Here is a 14,496-nt window from a genome sequence, read left to right on the forward strand (position 1 = left end):
TTCAACGTGGTCGCAGAGCTTAGCGCTCGGCAACCACCATCGCGATAGCCATGTCGCCATCATGGGACATGGTCAGATGCCATGAAGTGATCCCTCGCAGGTTGCTTGCCTCGGCGACAGACCCGGTGTTGTGAATCTGCGGATCACCGTCTTCATCCTTGCGGATGGTGCAGTGCTGCCAATTCATGCCCGAAGGAGCGCCCAGTGCCTTGGCAATGGCTTCCTTGGCTGCGAAACGGGCCGCCAGGGAACGCAGGGGCAGGTCGCGTTCTTCTTCGGTGAAGAGCCGCTCACGCAAACGTGGAGTCTTTTCAAGCTGACGTCCAAAACGTGGCACATCAACTATGTCCACTCCAATACCTGCAATCATGCCTCCTAGTTTATCCAGAGCCGGCAGGGCAAAAAAATTGCGGGCACTCCTCAAAAGGGAATACCCGCAATTTCTAGAGCTTGGTGGATTACTCCACGGTCACCGACTTGGCCAGGTTACGTGGCTGGTCAACGTCGAAGCCCTTGGCGGAAGCCAGTTCGCAAGCGAAGATCTGCAGTGGCACGGTGGCCAGCAGAGGCATCAGCAGGGTTGGGGTTTCTGGTACGTAGAAGACCCACTCGGAGAAGTCTTTGACGGCGCTGTCGCCATCTTCGGCAATAACCAGGGTCTTGGCGCCACGGGCGCGCACTTCCTGGATATTGGAGACAACCTTGGAGTGCAGCGAGTCTCGACCACGTGGGGAAGGAACTACAACGAACACTGGCTGGCCATCGTCAATCAGCGCAATAGGGCCGTGCTTCAGCTCGCCAGCGGCGAAGCCTTCAGCATGGATGTAGGCGATTTCCTTGAGCTTCAAGGCGCCTTCCATTGCTACCGGGTAGCCAACGTGGCGGCCCAGGAACAGCACGGAATTGGCATCTGACATATTGCGTGCCAGATCCTTTATCTCTTCAGCGCGGTCCAGGATGTCCTGGATCTTGGAAGGGATCTTGCCCAGGTCAGCAAGGATGTCCTTGATCTGGCCCTGGAACAGGTTGCCGCGCAACTGTGCCAGGTACAGGCCCAGCAGGTAGGTGGCGGTGATCTGTGCCAAGAATGCCTTGGTGGATGCCACTGCGATTTCTGGACCGGCGTGGGTGTACAGCACCGCATCGGATTCGCGCGGGATGGTCGACCCGTTGGTGTTGCAGATCGACATGGTCTTGGCGCCCTGCTCCTTGGCATAACGCACAGCCATCAGGGTGTCCATGGTCTCGCCGGACTGGGAGATCGAAACGATCAGGGTCTTCTCGTCCACGATTGGCTCGCGGTAGCGGAACTCGTGGGAAAGCTCAACCTCAACCGGGATACGGCACCAGGATTCGATAGCGTACTTGGCAACAGAGCCGGCGTAGGCCGAGGTACCGCAGGCAAGAACAACAATCTTGGAAATTTCTGCCAGTTCTTCTGGAGCAATACGCAGCTCGTCCAGGGTCAGACGGCCATCAGCGTCTGAACGGCCCAGCAGGGTATCAGCAACAGCTGCTGGCTGGTCGAAGATTTCCTTCTCCATGAAGGATGGGAAGCCGCCCTTTTCAGCGCTGGCTGCGTCCCAGTCAACGGTGAATTCCTTGCCTTCGGCAGGGTTGCCGTCGAAGTCGGTGATGGAGTGGCTATCCGGGGTGATGGTAACGATCTGGTCCTGGCCCAGCTCTACGGCACGACGGGTGAAGTCGATGAAGCCCGAGACATCCGAACCCAGGAAGTTTTCGCCCTCGCCCAGACCCAGAACCAGAGGGGAGTTGCGGCGTGCCGCAACTACAACACCTGGGTGGTCCTGGTGAACGGCCAAGAGGGTGAAAGCACCCTCGAGCTGCTGAACTGCAAGCTGCATGGCGTAGGTCAGGTTGCCTTCGGCCTCGGTGCTGTAGAGCTTGCCCAGCAATGCTGCGGCAACCTCGGTATCGGTATCAGAGAGGAATTCAACACCCTCGGCTACCAGGCCGGCCTTGATGCCGGCGAAGTTCTCAATAATTCCGTTGTGGATCATGGCAAGCTTGCCACCATCAGCCAGGTGTGGGTGAGCGTTAGAGTCGCTCGGTCCACCATGGGTTGCCCAACGGGTATGCCCGATGCCGGTCATCGACTTAGGCAATGGGGACTCGGCAATTTCATTTTCCAGATTGACCAGCTTGCCGGCCTTCTTCCGAGAATGAATGGCACCATCGGCAACAACAGCGACACCAGCCGAGTCGTAACCGCGGTATTCCAACCGACGCAAACCTTCAATTAGAACGTCGAGGGCGCCGTGATCAGCGACCTGGCTCGAGGTTCCTGCATATCCAACAATTCCGCACATGGGAAAAATCCTACCGGTTCAATGCCCATCGATGGGAATAATCGTGGCAGAGCACTCAAAAAAACCTATGTCTTAGATCACGCATTTACCGGTTTTTGCCGAAAATGAATGCACTGTTGACCTTGTTAATTGGGTTGTAGAGCATATTCTTGGCAGAATTTACCCTCGTGGAACCACACGGAACACTAGAAACACCCATTTCGCCCTTTGTTGAACTGGAGCGCGAGACGTGGGCACGGCTGTCCAACAAGATGGAACAACCGCTGAACTACTCTGACATTGAACGGCTGCGTGGCCTGGGAGATCAGCTGAACCTGCAAGAGGTCCGCGATGTCTACCTGCCGCTGAGCCGCCTGCTGTATCTCTACGTCGAAGGCGCCGCAGCGACACATCAGGCAACCACCACTTTTTTGGGTGAGCAGACACGGCGCACCCCATTTGTCATCGGAGTTGCCGGTTCAGTAGCTGTGGGCAAATCCACAACAGCCCGTGTGCTCCAGGAAATGCTGCGCCGCTGGCCGCAGACTCCTGACGTCCAGCTGATCACCACCGACGGCTTCTTGTACCCGAACGCTGAGCTTGAGCGCCGCGGGATCATGCACCGCAAAGGTTTCCCCGAATCCTATGACCGGCGTGCACTGTTGCGTTTTGTCTCGGCGATCAAATCTGGGGCACCGGAAGTAAGCGCCCCGGTGTACTCGCATTTGACCTACGACATCATTCCGGGGGAGCGCAACGTGGTGCGCTCGCCGCAGGTGCTGATTGTCGAAGGGCTAAATGTCTTGCAGCCGGCACGCACGCGTTCGGATGGAACCGTGGGCCTGGCTTTGAGTGACTTCTTCGATTTCTCTGTATATGTAGATGCACGGAGTTCGGATATTGAAGAGTGGTACATCAAGCGATTCATGCGGCTGCGCTCTGGTGCTTTCTCTGACCCGGCCAGCTATTTCCACCGCTATGCCCAGCTCACTGACGTCGAAGCAAGGGAAACGGCTCACGGTATTTGGAAGCGTATTAATGAGCCGAACTTGAAAGAGAATGTCTTGCCGACGCGTGGGCGCGCGCAGCTGGTGCTGCGCAAATCCGCAGATCATTCGGTACGCCGGATGCTTTTGAGGAAAATCTAGGCGCGATCAATTGTTATTTATGTAAACGGTTCCTGTGAATTTGCCGAACGATTGGAAATCGAAGGCAAAATTATGCCAGTCCTGTGATTATCCTGTGTATGCTCGAACCATGCTAAAAGGTTTCCGCGATTTTATTATGAAGGGCAACGTTGTCGATCTGGCCGTTGCTGTCGTCATCGGTGCTGCCTTCGGCGCCGTTATCACTGCCCTTGTTGACAATGTGCTGATGCCATTGATCGCTGCGTTGGTTGGTTCGCCAAACTTCGACAGCTTCTTGGTACTGACCATTGATGGCGTAGACATCAAGTTCGGTGTCTTCCTCACTGCTCTGGTCAACTTCCTGTTGATCGCTGCTGCAGTCTACTTCGCACTGGTACTGCCAATGAACAAGCTGAATGAGCGTCTTGCTGCTCGCCGCGCTGCCGGCCAGGAAGAGCCAGAGGAAGAAGTTGATCCTCAGCTGGAACTGCTGGCTCAGATCCGCGACGAGCTGAAGACTCTGCGCTAAGCACCGACCATCATCCGTCTCCAAGGAGCGGATCAAAGCAACTTAGTTGTCTTGATCCGCTCCTTCCGACTTTAACCAGGCCCATGTGCTGAACTGCGCACCGGGGTAACAAAGCATCTGAAAGCGAAAAGTGCGAAGATGTTTAGGTGAACTCTGAAGCGCTTGAAGAAAGCAACCTGACAAACAGCACCAGCAGTGCACAGGCCACTGGATTTGAACGCCGGGCAGTCATTGACCTGTCGGCCATCCGCAACAACGTCAAGCAGATTTCTGATGTTGTAGCTCCCGCTGCCGTCATGGCCGTCGTCAAAGCTGACGCATACGGCCACGGCGCCATCCAGGTGGCAAAAGCCGCCTTGGAAGGCGGAGCCCGCTGGATCGGATGCGCCCACGTCACCGAAGCCCTGGCCCTGCGCGAAGCTGGCATCGACGCACCTATGCTTGCGTGGCTGCACACTGAAGACACCCCATTCGAAGCCGCCATTGACGCCGGCCTGGATCTGGGAGTCTCTGGCTGGGAACTGGAACGCGTCGCCGCGGCAGCTCGTGCCGTGCAAACTCCGGCCCGCATCCATATCAAGGTCGATACCGGACTGGGACGCAACGGCTCCACCATGGAGGCTCTGCCGGACCTGCTGAACCGTGCGAGCGACTTCCAAGAAGAAGGACTGCTGCGTGTAGTAGGGCTCTTCTCCCATCTGGCTGTGGCTGATGAACCTGAGCGCCCGGAGACCGATGAGCAGCTTGCCGTCTTCAACACCGCCATTGAGCTGATTGAAGCAGCCGGCTTCGATCTAGAAGTTCGCCACATCGCCAATACCCCTGGCATTCTTTCCCGACCCGATTCCCATTACGAGATGGTTCGACTTGGACTGGGCCTGTACGGACTGAGCCCATTTGAGGAAGACACCCCGCAAAGCTTTGGCCTGCGCCCAGCGATGACGGTGAAAACCCGCGTGGCCAACGTCAAGAAGGTCCGCCCCGGACAAGGCGTGTCCTACGGACTGAATTACAAGACTGAAGGCGAGACCTACTTGGGGCTGATCCCAATGGGCTATGCCGATGGTTTGCCGCGCATCGCCACAGGTGCCCCGGTGACAGTTAACGGACGCACCTACCCGGTACGCGGACGCATCGCCATGGACCAGTGCGTCATTGATCTTGGTGCGGATATCAATCCGGAAGACTTCCTCGGCGCTGAGGCGATTATCTTCGGCGATGGCGGACAGTCGGTGAACACCTGGGCCTACGCTGCGAACACCATCAACTACGAAGTGGTAACCCGCATTTCTCCACGAGTGCCTCGCTACTACGTTGAAGGCAGCTGGGGTGAAGCCGGTGAGTAACCCGGTGCAGGAGTTCTCCTGCCAGCTAGATGACCTCACCGTCACCGAAGCACTGGGCGAAGCCTTGGGTACTCAGCTCAAAGCTGGAGATCTAGTGATCCTCACCGGTGCATTGGGTGCTGGCAAGACCACCCTGACGCAATCACTCGGCGTAGGCCTGAACGTGCGACAGGGAATTATCTCCCCGACCTTCGTCTTGGCTCGCCAGCACCCATCACTTGGCGATGGACCCGGACTGATCCACGTCGATGCCTACCGCTTGAACGGCCACGACGACGTTGACACTCTGGACCTCGAATCAACCTTGGCTGAATCAGTCACCGTGGTGGAATGGGGACTGGGCAAGGTGGAACACCTGACGGACTCGCGTCTGGAAATCCAGCTGGACCGCGAAGCCTTGGCCGCACCGAGCGCTAACCCTTGGGAAGAATCCGAGGAAGAACTGGACGAGCCACGGTTGTTTAGCCTGAAGGGGATCGGCCCACGCTGGGACGAGAACACTTTTGCCCAGTTGAAAGACACATTGCTGTCCGCAATTGTTGCGCAGCACACGGAAGAGAAGCATGCCTAACTACTTAGCTATCGACACCTCAGCCAACGCATCGGTGGCACTGGTTGATAAAACCACCGGTTCAGTTGTCGACCAGTGTGTGTCTTCCAAGGGAAACGACCAAACCGAAACCCTCTCGGGCTACGTCAAAGAACTCTTGGACGCTCATGGACAGAAAGGCCAAGACCTCGCCGGCATCATTGTCGGCGTAGGCCCAGGCCCATTCACCGGCCTGCGCGTGGGACTGGTTGCCGCACGAACCTTCGGCTTCGTATGGCAAATCCCCGTGTACGGAGTGATGTCCTTGCATGCGCTCGCCGAACAGGTGCTTGATGCAGGTCAGGTTCCGGCCGAATTCGTCGTGGCATCTGATGCACGCCGCAAAGAAGTGTACTGGGCCCGATATGACCAAGACGGCACCATAGTGGATGGCCCGCACGTTTCCGCAGCTTCAGCACTTCCGGCATTGCCGATCTACGGCGTTGGCGCAGGGATCTATGCCGAACAATTTCACGAAGCAGGCGCCCAGCCAATGCCTGCGTCCTTTGAATGGATTGCCAACGCTGGCTACCTTGCCCGTCGTGGCATGAATGAACTGGCAGTGGGCAAGGATCTATCTGATACTTCGCCGCAGTACCTGCGCGAATCCGATGCTCAGGTTCCGGCATTCATGAAGCAGGCCAAGTCATGAGTGAAGCAAATCAGATCACTTTGCGCCGCATGGCCGCAGAAGATCTGCTGGCTGTCCACGAGCTGGAACAGCAGCTGTTTCCAGAAGACGCGTGGCCGCTGGCAGGTTTTGAATCCGAGCTAGCTCAGAGTGATACCCGCACCTACTGGGTCTATGAGGACGCTGGTCGAGTTGTCGGCTATGCCGGCCTCTGCGTGGTCTTGCCGATTGCCGATGTGCAGACCATTGCCATGCACCCGGACTACCAAGGGCGAGGCTTGGGACGCAAGCTTTTGGCATTGCTCATCCAGACCGCAGGCGAGAAGAATGCATTGGATGTGATGCTCGAAGTTCGCTTTGATAACCCCGGTGCCATTGGTCTGTATGAATCCATGGGATTCACTTCCATTCACCGTCGCAAGGGCTACTACAAGGGCGGGGTAGACGCACTGATTATGAGACTGCCGCTGGATGTCCAGCAAGGACAAGAGGAAGAACGCAACGCATGAGCAACACAGAACCCGTAGTACTGGGCATCGAGTCTTCCTGCGATGAAACCGGTGTGGGAATCGTGCGCGGCAATAAGCTGCTTGCTAACGCTGTCTCCAGTTCCATGGATGAGCACGTACGCTTTGGCGGAGTGATTCCAGAGATCGCAGCGCGTGCACACCTGGAAGCCTTTGTGCCCACCCTGCAGTCAGCTCTGGACACCGCGGAACTGACTCTTGATGACATTGACGCCATTGCCGTGACCAGCGGTCCAGGCCTGGCCGGTGCTCTGATGGTTGGCGTTTCGGCAGCCAAGGCTCTGGCGTTGGCTACAGGGAAGCCGTTGTACGGGATCAACCACCTGGTAGCCCACGTGGGTGTTGGAGTACTTGAAGGAACGGTGCTGCCACCTACGTTCGGCGCCCTGCTGGTATCGGGAGGCCACACCGAAATCTTGAAGGTCACCTCGCTGACCAACGATGTACAGTTGCTGGGCTCCACCATTGATGATGCAGCTGGCGAAGCCTATGACAAGACTGCGCGACTGCTGGGCCTTGGATACCCAGGCGGACCGGCTATCGACAAGGCAGCCAAGGACGGAGACCGCAAGGCTTTCCGCTTCCCTCGTGGTCTGTCGTTGCCAAAGTTTGTCGGCAGTGCCGAAAATCCAGGCAAGCATCGCAATAACTTCTCCTTCTCGGGGCTGAAGACTGCTGTCGCGCGCTGCGTAGAGCACTTCGAGGCCAACGGAGAAGAAATTCCTGTCGCTGATATTGCTGCGTCATTCCAGGAAGCAGTCGTTGACGTGATCACGTCGAAGGCAGTCCGGGCGATGCAGGAACAGGGACTGAAGACTCTGCTTCTGGGCGGGGGAGTGGCGGCGAATACTCGACTGCGTGAACTTCTGGCGGCCCGATGTGCTTCTGCGGGCATAGCCTTGGTGGTTCCTCCGTTTAGCTTGTGCACGGACAACGGCGGAATGGTTGCAGCTCTCGGCGCGCAGCTGGTTGCTGATGGCGTTTCTCCGTCTGGGCTGGAATTCGCAACCGACTCTTCGCAGCCGGTAACGAACATCGTTTTGAATTCTCGAAGCTAGACACCTGAGCAACCTCAGTTTGGGGCCACCACGTACAGGCGGTGGACCCCAAACTAATTTCTAGGGTTGTCCATCCTAATCGGCATTCGTAGTCAAGATCTGTCGGTCCAAGACTAAACAAAACTCCTAACGGGGCCATGTGCCACCGAGTGGAAAAGCGAACAGCAAGACCTCTTGCACCTATGTACGTCTATGTGTCTCAGGGTAATGATTCGTCATAGCATCACGTTGCGAAGGCTTCCTAGCCCGATCTTGCAAACCAGTAGCAAGAAGAAAATGAACTATCTCGTCCGGGGCATCCACCTCTAGCTAGGCATTGATTGCCTTTTGCGTCCTTCTCCCGAGGTGTAGGTGATCTTATCAATAGTCTCGGGAAGACTTGGCGATGAACTGAAATCTATCGGTCCATTTGCAATCGCTTCACGTTGTAACTGCTCGTGTGGTTCGGCGTGCGCATGATCGATTCGACGGCATTGATTTGGTCGTCGTCGCTGATTCCGGTGTCTTCGAATAGCTCGTTGATCTGCTTAATCTGTCCGTCGAAAGTGGGTAGGGTCGTCTCCCGCACAACGCCCGAATCGGCTGCAGTCACCTCTCGATTCCCTTGCCTTGCCCACCCACTAGCTTCAGGTCCTGTGCTTCTTGCACCTCAGGGCATAGTGGGTGAGCGCCGCATCGGAAAGGTCCAAGCTGTTGCCGGTGGCTGTGGTCTGCAGTGCCTTGGCCAGTAGCTTCAGGTAGATCGCGAATTTCTCGATTCGGGTGCTGCCGTAGTCGATGACCTGCGAGAAGAAGTCGTAGGACTTGTTGAAGGCGCCCGCGGTTTTGCGGAATTCGACTGGTTGTTCCGGTTCCAGAGTGTTGTTATCCTGCGTGGTATTCCTGCGGCGGTCGTGGAATACGTCGATGGGAGGTTGCAGGTGTGAGTCCGAGCCCTTGTGGTTGTGTTGGGCTACCACTTCGTGGCGACCAGGTCCACGTCCTTGTCGCTGTAGCTCCCCATCGAGTCCGGTTTCATGATCATGTCGAGGATGATGTCGGGTTGGATTCCTTGTGGATGGAGACGTCTTCGTAGTAGGTCTGGAACGCTTTACAAATACGCCGGCCACGGTTTCCAGCTGTTCGATAATTTGCCGTTACCAGTTTCGCTGCGGTAAAAAATGTCTGGGCAAGACGAAATCGCTCATTCGTCGGTCGGTTTCGTCTTGCTCAGAACTTGTCTTGGCTATGGAAGCGGCAGTGGCCCGTCGATCGGTTGTCCCTGAGTACCCATGTCGATACCCAGATCCTTGGCGAACACGGTGCGGGTTCCGGCGTAAACGCTTTTCTTGTTCTCGTCGAGTTCGAAGACCCGGGCGCCACGTAGGTGATGGTTCTCGGTCCCACCGAGGCCGTAGGTGCCGAAACCGGTACCTGGACCGTAGCCGAGCTCGATGCCGTAGTAGTCACCCATGTAGGTGTTGATGTGGTCGTGGCCGCAGTACACGCCCCGGACATCTCCGCGTTCCTGCAGCGCGGCGAACATGCCGGAATTGAATGCGCCGGTGTAGACGCCCTCGTTCTTCACTCCGACGATAGAGTGCTTCTTGATGGCCTTCTCGTGGTCAGCGTCGTTCGAGGTGAACTGGGCGCCGTACCACATGTGGTTGTGCTCCCACAGCGGTATGTGGAAGAACATTAGCGACTGAACCTTGCCGTAGCGGTTTTCGGTGGCTATGGAAGCCTGACGATACCAAGCGATCTGCTCGGGACGGATCCAGTCGTAGGACATGAGGCCCTCGAAGTCCTGGCCGCCAACAGTCTTTGGAGCGTAGCGGTTCGAATCAAGCAGCCAGATGCCAAAGACAGGTTTGGCGCTCTTCGAGGAAGCGATCAGCAACTGGGAATTCGATTCGCCAACAATCTTGTCATTCTTCGAGTTGGCATTGAACTCATAGCCTCGGATGAAGTCCAGGATCTTTGCCTCGTCCATGCCTGTGCCATTGGGCATTGAATCTTCATCGTGATTGCCGAAGGTAAGTGCCCAAGGGATACCGCGGGACTCCATCGGCTGCACGACGTTGTTGATAGCCTGCTTGACGACGGTAACTGTTTGAGAGGAGCCATTGATTACATCGCCGTTGATCAGGGCGAAGCCGGGCTTCTCGGCATCTAGAACCTTCTCCATCAGCTCAATGGTGCGACGATCGGTGCGCGGTCCATCCTGGGTGTCATTGAACTGAACGATCTTGAACTTGCCATCTGCCGCGAATTTCAGTTTTGGCCTGGGAGCCGTTCCCGGATTCTCAGCTGGTGCTGGGGATGCAGTTGCGCTGTTGGCGGCGAAGAGTCCGGTGATAGCGGCTGCGGTGCCGGCAACCAATACCCCGCGACGTGGAACAGAAGACGATGTTTTCATGGAGACCTTTCAAAATGATTCTGTGATTCGCCGTGTAATTATCGTGGCGACAATGTTTAGATCGTAGGAATCCAGAGTGACGAAATGATGAAATTAAGTCATCGACAATAGGTGTGCAACATAAATAAACCCAATGCAGAAGTTGCGCATTTTTGACATTACTTACTCAAACGAGAGCGGGGTGGGATGTCGTCGAATTCGACAACATCCCACCCCGCTTCGCCTAATAGTCAGCTATGAGTTCATGGCAGCTTTTGAATGACGCATGAACGGGTCACCATCTACCTGCTGATCATCTTTTTTGAGAGCGAAGAATCCGTAGATCCCAGCTAATAGCACAACTAGAGAAATCACGATGAAGGTCTGCTGGTAGCCCATACGGTCATGGAGCGCGCCGAGGGGAGTGGACAGAATGACGTTGCCAATCTGTGCCGATACTTGGAACCCAACCATGTATAGGGTTGCCGACAGTGCCGGATTGAAGTGCAGCGTGAAGTAACGGAAGATCGGCAAGATGAATAGCGGTGTCTCAATGGCATGCAACATCTTGATTGCCGAGACCAGCACCGGATCGTCAACCAGGGCGCAGCCGATGATGCGGACAAACATGATGGCCACTCCCAGTAGCAATGCTGAACGAATGCCTATCCGGCGCATGACCAGGGGGATGATGCCAAGCATGGCTGCTTCAACGAACACCTGAACTGAGTTCAAGATTCCGTATACCCGCTGTCCGGTCTCGGGTGATTCAAATAGGCCGGTGTAGAACTCGGGGAACATCTGCTGGTCGAAGACGGTGTAGAACGTCCAAGAGAGCATGACGAACAAGATGATCAGCCAGAGACTCGGCAGACGGAATAGCCTGAACATCTCACGAATTGTCGGTGTAGTTGCGGGGGAAAGAATTTTCCTGCCGGAACCGGCGGCGATCACTGGCTGTCTATTGGTACGGCCCAGCACCAGCAGCAGGAGATGGGCCAGGCCCAGAACGGACCCGATCCAGAAGTTCAGCATGGGGTTGATAGTGAACAGGAAGCCGGCCGCCAATGCGACCAGAGCGTAGCCAAAGGACCCCCACATGCGGGCCTGCCCGTATTCAAAGTTGAAACGGCGACTGTAGCGTTCGGTCAAGGCTTCAAATAGCCCAACTCCGGCTAGGAAACCAGTTGACAAGACAATGGCGCCAATGAGCACGCCGGCCATGAACTGGGACTGCAATAGCGGCTGGTAGACCCACGTGCAGAATGGCCCGATCAGGGCGGTCACCGAGGCAAGAATGGTGGCCAGATGCTTTCTGTCGCCAAGCCGATCCTGAATGGCCCCGTAGGCAAACATCAGGATCAGCGTTGCGAGCGAGTTTACCGAGTAGAGCGTACCGACCTGTGCCCCGGTGAGTCCTAGACCTGCTGATTCGCTGGTGAGCCAGATCTGGAAGAAGGACCACCAGATGCCCCACGATGCGAAGAACAGGAGCATCGAGAAGGAACTCTGGAGGTAAATAGGATTTTTGTAAGTAGTCGTAATGCCAGCCATCTTTGTCCTGGATTCTTTCGTGAACGCTGCGAAGCGTAGTTACTGAGCGATTGCGAGGGAGAAGTCTTTAATCCACGGGGGATTGGCTCCGGCTTGTGCCACTGTCAGTGCAGCTGAGGTTAATGCCTGACGAAGTGCCTCTTCAACATCTTGAGACTCAGCCGTTGCGCCGTGACGAAGAGCTTGAGCGAATTCTGGATTAGCCAGCACTCCAAAGAGCAGCCCGGACATGAAGGCGTCCCCGGCACCTATGGTGTCCACAAGATTGGTGGGAGAGGCAGCGACATCAAATTGCCGTCCCGAGGAAAGCGCCACGCAACCATCGCCACCCTGAGTCATCACTGCCAAGGCTGGGCCGAGGCTGGCTACGTGCTTCAGAACCTCCCATGGCTCTAGGTCTGGGTATAGCCACTGACCATCAACGTCGCTGAGCTTCACGATGTGGCTCAGGCCCATCAGCAGCTCAATGCGTTGCAAAGCCGAGTCCCTGTCCTCGACAAGATCCGGACGGAGGTTAGGGTCATAGCTTCGAAGTGAATCGTCTGATGCATTCTTGAAAGCATCGACAATGATTTGACCCGAGGGTTCAATCCAAGCAGCGATGGAACCGGTGTGCAGCAATTCGCTGGAATCATCAGCGGGGACAGCAGGAATCTGCTGGTGGATGTCGAAGGTGTAACGAGCATTTAAGTGCTCATCCATCACTACCTGGGCTACGGACGTGGGATGCCCAGTTACTGAGCCGGCGGCAACATGCACTCCCGCCTGATCCAGGTGCTCCGCAATTTGAATGCCGTAGGAATCCTGACCGAATTCCGTATAGAACTGAACATCATGTCCCAGCCGGGCAAGCCCGACGGCGACATTCAGCGGTGATCCGCCAGGATGCGCAGTTTCTTCAACAACGTCGACGAGGGATTCGCCCATTACGCTAATGCGGCTCATGCCTTGGACTCCAGTGCGTTATCAAAGAGTTCTTGAACTTTGAAAGACGCATTCGCACCAGTTGCGACGCGCAAGGTCGCGTAGGCCAGCGCTGCCTCACCGGTGAGCTGATCCGTAAGGGAACGTCGACCACCAGCAGCTAGGATTTCGATAGATCCGTGATCCACGAGAACTTTCACATCTAGTTCATCCGAACCAACGGGCAGAGGCATGCGCTGGTTGGAGGCGTAGAGCTCGTGGTCTACCTTGCCTGCTTCGCGGCGGTGCTGAATCAATTCGGATTCAACGGTGAGTTCGCTGATAAGAGTGTCATCGGCGCGGAATAAGGAAAGGACTGCTGGTTCGATTGGGCTCGTAGCAAACGTCAGTTCAACCAGAGCGGGGGAGCCCAGCTCAATACGATTTTCGCCAGCGTTGGCCTTGCTTGATGCAACGTCGGCTTTTGGCAATCCGAGAATGCGCTGGCGAATGTCAAACTTGCCGTTGGAGTCTTTCACCAAATCCAGCCGGCGTGCGGCGCTCATGGATCCGCGCCATCCATCGTGGGGGAGGTCGCGGGCGTAGTCCCAGTTGCTCATCCAGGCAATGAGAGTTTGCTCGTCTAGTGGCAAGCCGTGGAAGCTGACACCTGCATAGAAGTCGCGCCCCCAGTCCAGCCAGTCGCCCTGCTTCAAGGATTCGTATCCGAAGCTATCCCAAGTTTCCTGAGTCTCATCAGGAGTGAAGGTGGTGCCGTTGAATTCACCAATGAAGTACTGGGTACCTGAGCCGCCGGCCACGCCGCCTGGGTTCAGCGAAACAATTAGAACCCACTTCAGCTGGTCTGTGCCGGCAACTGGTAGCTGGAATAGATCTGGGCATTCCCAGATTCCGGCAACAGCAGCCTGGGGTCCGAAGCTGGAGAGCTCGGTCCAGTCCTTGAGGTTCTCAGAACGGTAGATCATCACTCGGCGATCAATGGCTTCAACAGCAACCATGACCCAGAAGGAACCCTGCTCGGATTCGTATCGGATGACCTTTGGGTCGCGGAAGTCCTTGGACCCTCGATCCAGAACTGGATTCTGCTCGTATTTGGTGAAAGTGATTCCACCATCCAGCGAGTAGGCGATGGCTTGGGACTGGTTGGTCTCATCCTTGGCTGCCGCGGTGTAGATGGCAACGACCGGCGCAACCGTGCCGTCGCCGAAGCCGCTGGTATTTTCGTGGTCCACCACGATGGAGCCGGAGAAGATATCAGCCATGTCGCCGTGCAGAATCGCGATAGGAAGTTCTTCCCAGTTCACCAGATCGGTGCTGACCGCGTGGCCCCAAGACATGAATCCGTGGCCTACGCCGTGAGGATTGTGCTGGAAGTACAGGTGGTATTGCTCTCCGTCAAAGAACAATCCATTGGGGTCATTGATCCAGTTTTTCTTCGCAGTGAAATGTAGCTGTGGTCGCTTCACCGCGACCTGTTGAGTTTCGGGCAACGCTGCCATCCTTCGATATGAGTTGGCTAAATGGA

The 14,496-nt window shown here is 56.2% G+C and carries 15 protein-coding genes; 7 read left to right on the forward strand and 8 right to left on the reverse strand.

Translation table 11 applies throughout. The features are described 5' to 3' along the window. Positions 1 to 19: 19 nt before the first annotated feature. Both AB4Y71_RS03835 and glmS read right to left on the reverse strand, forming a co-directional pair. Entirely contained in the window at positions 20 to 370 is a 351-nt protein-coding gene (locus AB4Y71_RS03835; RefSeq protein WP_441718040.1) for a holo-ACP synthase, read from the reverse strand. 88 nt (positions 371 to 458) lie between these two features. Next, positions 459 to 2,330: a glutamine--fructose-6-phosphate transaminase (isomerizing) gene (glmS, locus tag AB4Y71_RS03840; protein WP_102597349.1), complete on the reverse strand. Its 1,872-nt coding sequence runs from the start codon at positions 2,328 to 2,330 to the stop codon at positions 459 to 461. Positions 2,331 to 2,497: 167 nt separating this feature from the next. On the opposite strand from glmS, the gene coaA reads away from it, so the two are divergent. The 7 genes from coaA (at position 2,498) to tsaD (ending at position 8,116) form a co-directional block, all read left to right on the forward strand. Further along, positions 2,498 to 3,457: a type I pantothenate kinase gene (gene coaA / locus AB4Y71_RS03845; RefSeq protein WP_102597350.1), complete on the forward strand. Its 960-nt coding sequence runs from the start codon at positions 2,498 to 2,500 to the stop codon at positions 3,455 to 3,457. A gap of 109 nt (positions 3,458 to 3,566) precedes the next feature. Then, positions 3,567 to 3,965 carry a large conductance mechanosensitive channel protein MscL gene (gene mscL / locus AB4Y71_RS03850; protein ID WP_041648926.1) on the forward strand — a complete coding sequence of 133 codons (399 nt, stop codon included), beginning with the start codon at positions 3,567 to 3,569 and terminating at the stop codon, positions 3,963 to 3,965. A gap of 146 nt (positions 3,966 to 4,111) precedes the next feature. Then, a complete protein-coding gene (gene alr / locus AB4Y71_RS03855; RefSeq protein WP_441686086.1) occupies positions 4,112 to 5,311 on the forward strand; it encodes an alanine racemase in 1,200 nt (399 codons plus the stop codon). Continuing rightward, a complete protein-coding gene (gene tsaE / locus AB4Y71_RS03860) occupies positions 5,304 to 5,882 on the forward strand; it encodes a tRNA (adenosine(37)-N6)-threonylcarbamoyltransferase complex ATPase subunit type 1 TsaE (RefSeq protein ID WP_287041399.1) in 579 nt (192 codons plus the stop codon). Before alr ends, tsaE begins: the two co-directional genes overlap by 8 nt. Further along, positions 5,875 to 6,552 carry a tRNA (adenosine(37)-N6)-threonylcarbamoyltransferase complex dimerization subunit type 1 TsaB gene (tsaB, locus tag AB4Y71_RS03865; protein ID WP_441718042.1) on the forward strand — a complete coding sequence of 226 codons (678 nt, stop codon included), beginning with the start codon at positions 5,875 to 5,877 and terminating at the stop codon, positions 6,550 to 6,552. Before tsaE ends, tsaB begins: the two co-directional genes overlap by 8 nt. Next, positions 6,549 to 7,040: a ribosomal protein S18-alanine N-acetyltransferase gene (rimI, locus tag AB4Y71_RS03870; RefSeq protein ID WP_441718045.1), complete on the forward strand. Its 492-nt coding sequence runs from the start codon at positions 6,549 to 6,551 to the stop codon at positions 7,038 to 7,040. Before tsaB ends, rimI begins: the two co-directional genes overlap by 4 nt. Then, a complete protein-coding gene (gene tsaD / locus AB4Y71_RS03875) occupies positions 7,037 to 8,116 on the forward strand; it encodes a tRNA (adenosine(37)-N6)-threonylcarbamoyltransferase complex transferase subunit TsaD (protein WP_013349639.1) in 1,080 nt (359 codons plus the stop codon). Before rimI ends, tsaD begins: the two co-directional genes overlap by 4 nt. Before the next feature lie 397 nt (positions 8,117 to 8,513). On the opposite strand, the gene AB4Y71_RS03880 is transcribed toward tsaD, so the two are convergent. The 6 genes from AB4Y71_RS03880 to AB4Y71_RS03905 all read right to left on the reverse strand — a co-directional run bounded on the left by AB4Y71_RS03880 (position 8,514) and on the right by AB4Y71_RS03905 (position 14,461). After that, on the reverse strand, positions 8,514 to 8,708 hold the full coding sequence (locus AB4Y71_RS03880) for a hypothetical protein (RefSeq protein WP_441718046.1): 195 nt from the start codon (positions 8,706 to 8,708) through the stop codon (positions 8,514 to 8,516). A 34-nt stretch (positions 8,709 to 8,742) separates the two neighbouring features. After that, on the reverse strand, positions 8,743 to 9,075 hold the full coding sequence (locus AB4Y71_RS03885; protein ID WP_441718049.1) for a hypothetical protein: 333 nt from the start codon (positions 9,073 to 9,075) through the stop codon (positions 8,743 to 8,745). Between the two features lie 266 nt (positions 9,076 to 9,341). Beyond that, positions 9,342 to 10,514, reverse strand: a complete 1,173-nt coding sequence (locus AB4Y71_RS03890) for a metallophosphoesterase family protein (protein WP_441718052.1) — start codon at positions 10,512 to 10,514, stop codon at positions 9,342 to 9,344. Positions 10,515 to 10,748: 234 nt separating this feature from the next. Beyond that, positions 10,749 to 12,047, reverse strand: a complete 1,299-nt coding sequence (locus AB4Y71_RS03895) for an MFS transporter (RefSeq protein ID WP_133833644.1) — start codon at positions 12,045 to 12,047, stop codon at positions 10,749 to 10,751. A 39-nt stretch (positions 12,048 to 12,086) separates the two neighbouring features. Beyond that, entirely contained in the window at positions 12,087 to 12,992 is a 906-nt protein-coding gene (locus AB4Y71_RS03900; RefSeq protein ID WP_441718055.1) for a carbohydrate kinase family protein, read from the reverse strand. Further along, positions 12,989 to 14,461: a glycoside hydrolase family 32 protein gene (locus tag AB4Y71_RS03905; protein ID WP_013349634.1), complete on the reverse strand. Its 1,473-nt coding sequence runs from the start codon at positions 14,459 to 14,461 to the stop codon at positions 12,989 to 12,991. The genes AB4Y71_RS03900 and AB4Y71_RS03905 overlap by 4 nt, the downstream gene beginning before the upstream one ends. Positions 14,462 to 14,496: the final 35 nt, after the last annotated feature.

Origin of the sequence: Glutamicibacter sp. MCAF14 (genome assembly GCF_052114325.1) — a bacterium.
In the GTDB taxonomy this organism is placed as follows: domain Bacteria; phylum Actinomycetota; class Actinomycetes; order Actinomycetales; family Micrococcaceae; genus Glutamicibacter; species Glutamicibacter arilaitensis.

Coding starts and splice junctions, on each gene's coding strand:
- AB4Y71_RS03900 (WP_441718055.1), bottom strand. CDS start 12,992: ATGAGCCGCATTAGCGTAATGGGCGAATCCCTCGTCGACGTTGTTGAA.
- AB4Y71_RS03890 (WP_441718052.1), bottom strand. CDS start 10,514: ATGAAAACATCGTCTTCTGTTCCACGTCGCGGGGTATTGGTTGCCGGC.
- AB4Y71_RS03835 (WP_441718040.1), bottom strand. CDS start 370: ATGATTGCAGGTATTGGAGTGGACATAGTTGATGTGCCACGTTTTGGA.
- tsaD (WP_013349639.1), top strand. CDS start 7,037: ATGAGCAACACAGAACCCGTAGTACTGGGCATCGAGTCTTCCTGCGAT.
- tsaB (WP_441718042.1), top strand. CDS start 5,875: ATGCCTAACTACTTAGCTATCGACACCTCAGCCAACGCATCGGTGGCA.
- AB4Y71_RS03895 (WP_133833644.1), bottom strand. CDS start 12,047: ATGGCTGGCATTACGACTACTTACAAAAATCCTATTTACCTCCAGAGT.
- mscL (WP_041648926.1), top strand. CDS start 3,567: ATGCTAAAAGGTTTCCGCGATTTTATTATGAAGGGCAACGTTGTCGAT.
- rimI (WP_441718045.1), top strand. CDS start 6,549: ATGAGTGAAGCAAATCAGATCACTTTGCGCCGCATGGCCGCAGAAGAT.
- glmS (WP_102597349.1), bottom strand. CDS start 2,330: ATGTGCGGAATTGTTGGATATGCAGGAACCTCGAGCCAGGTCGCTGAT.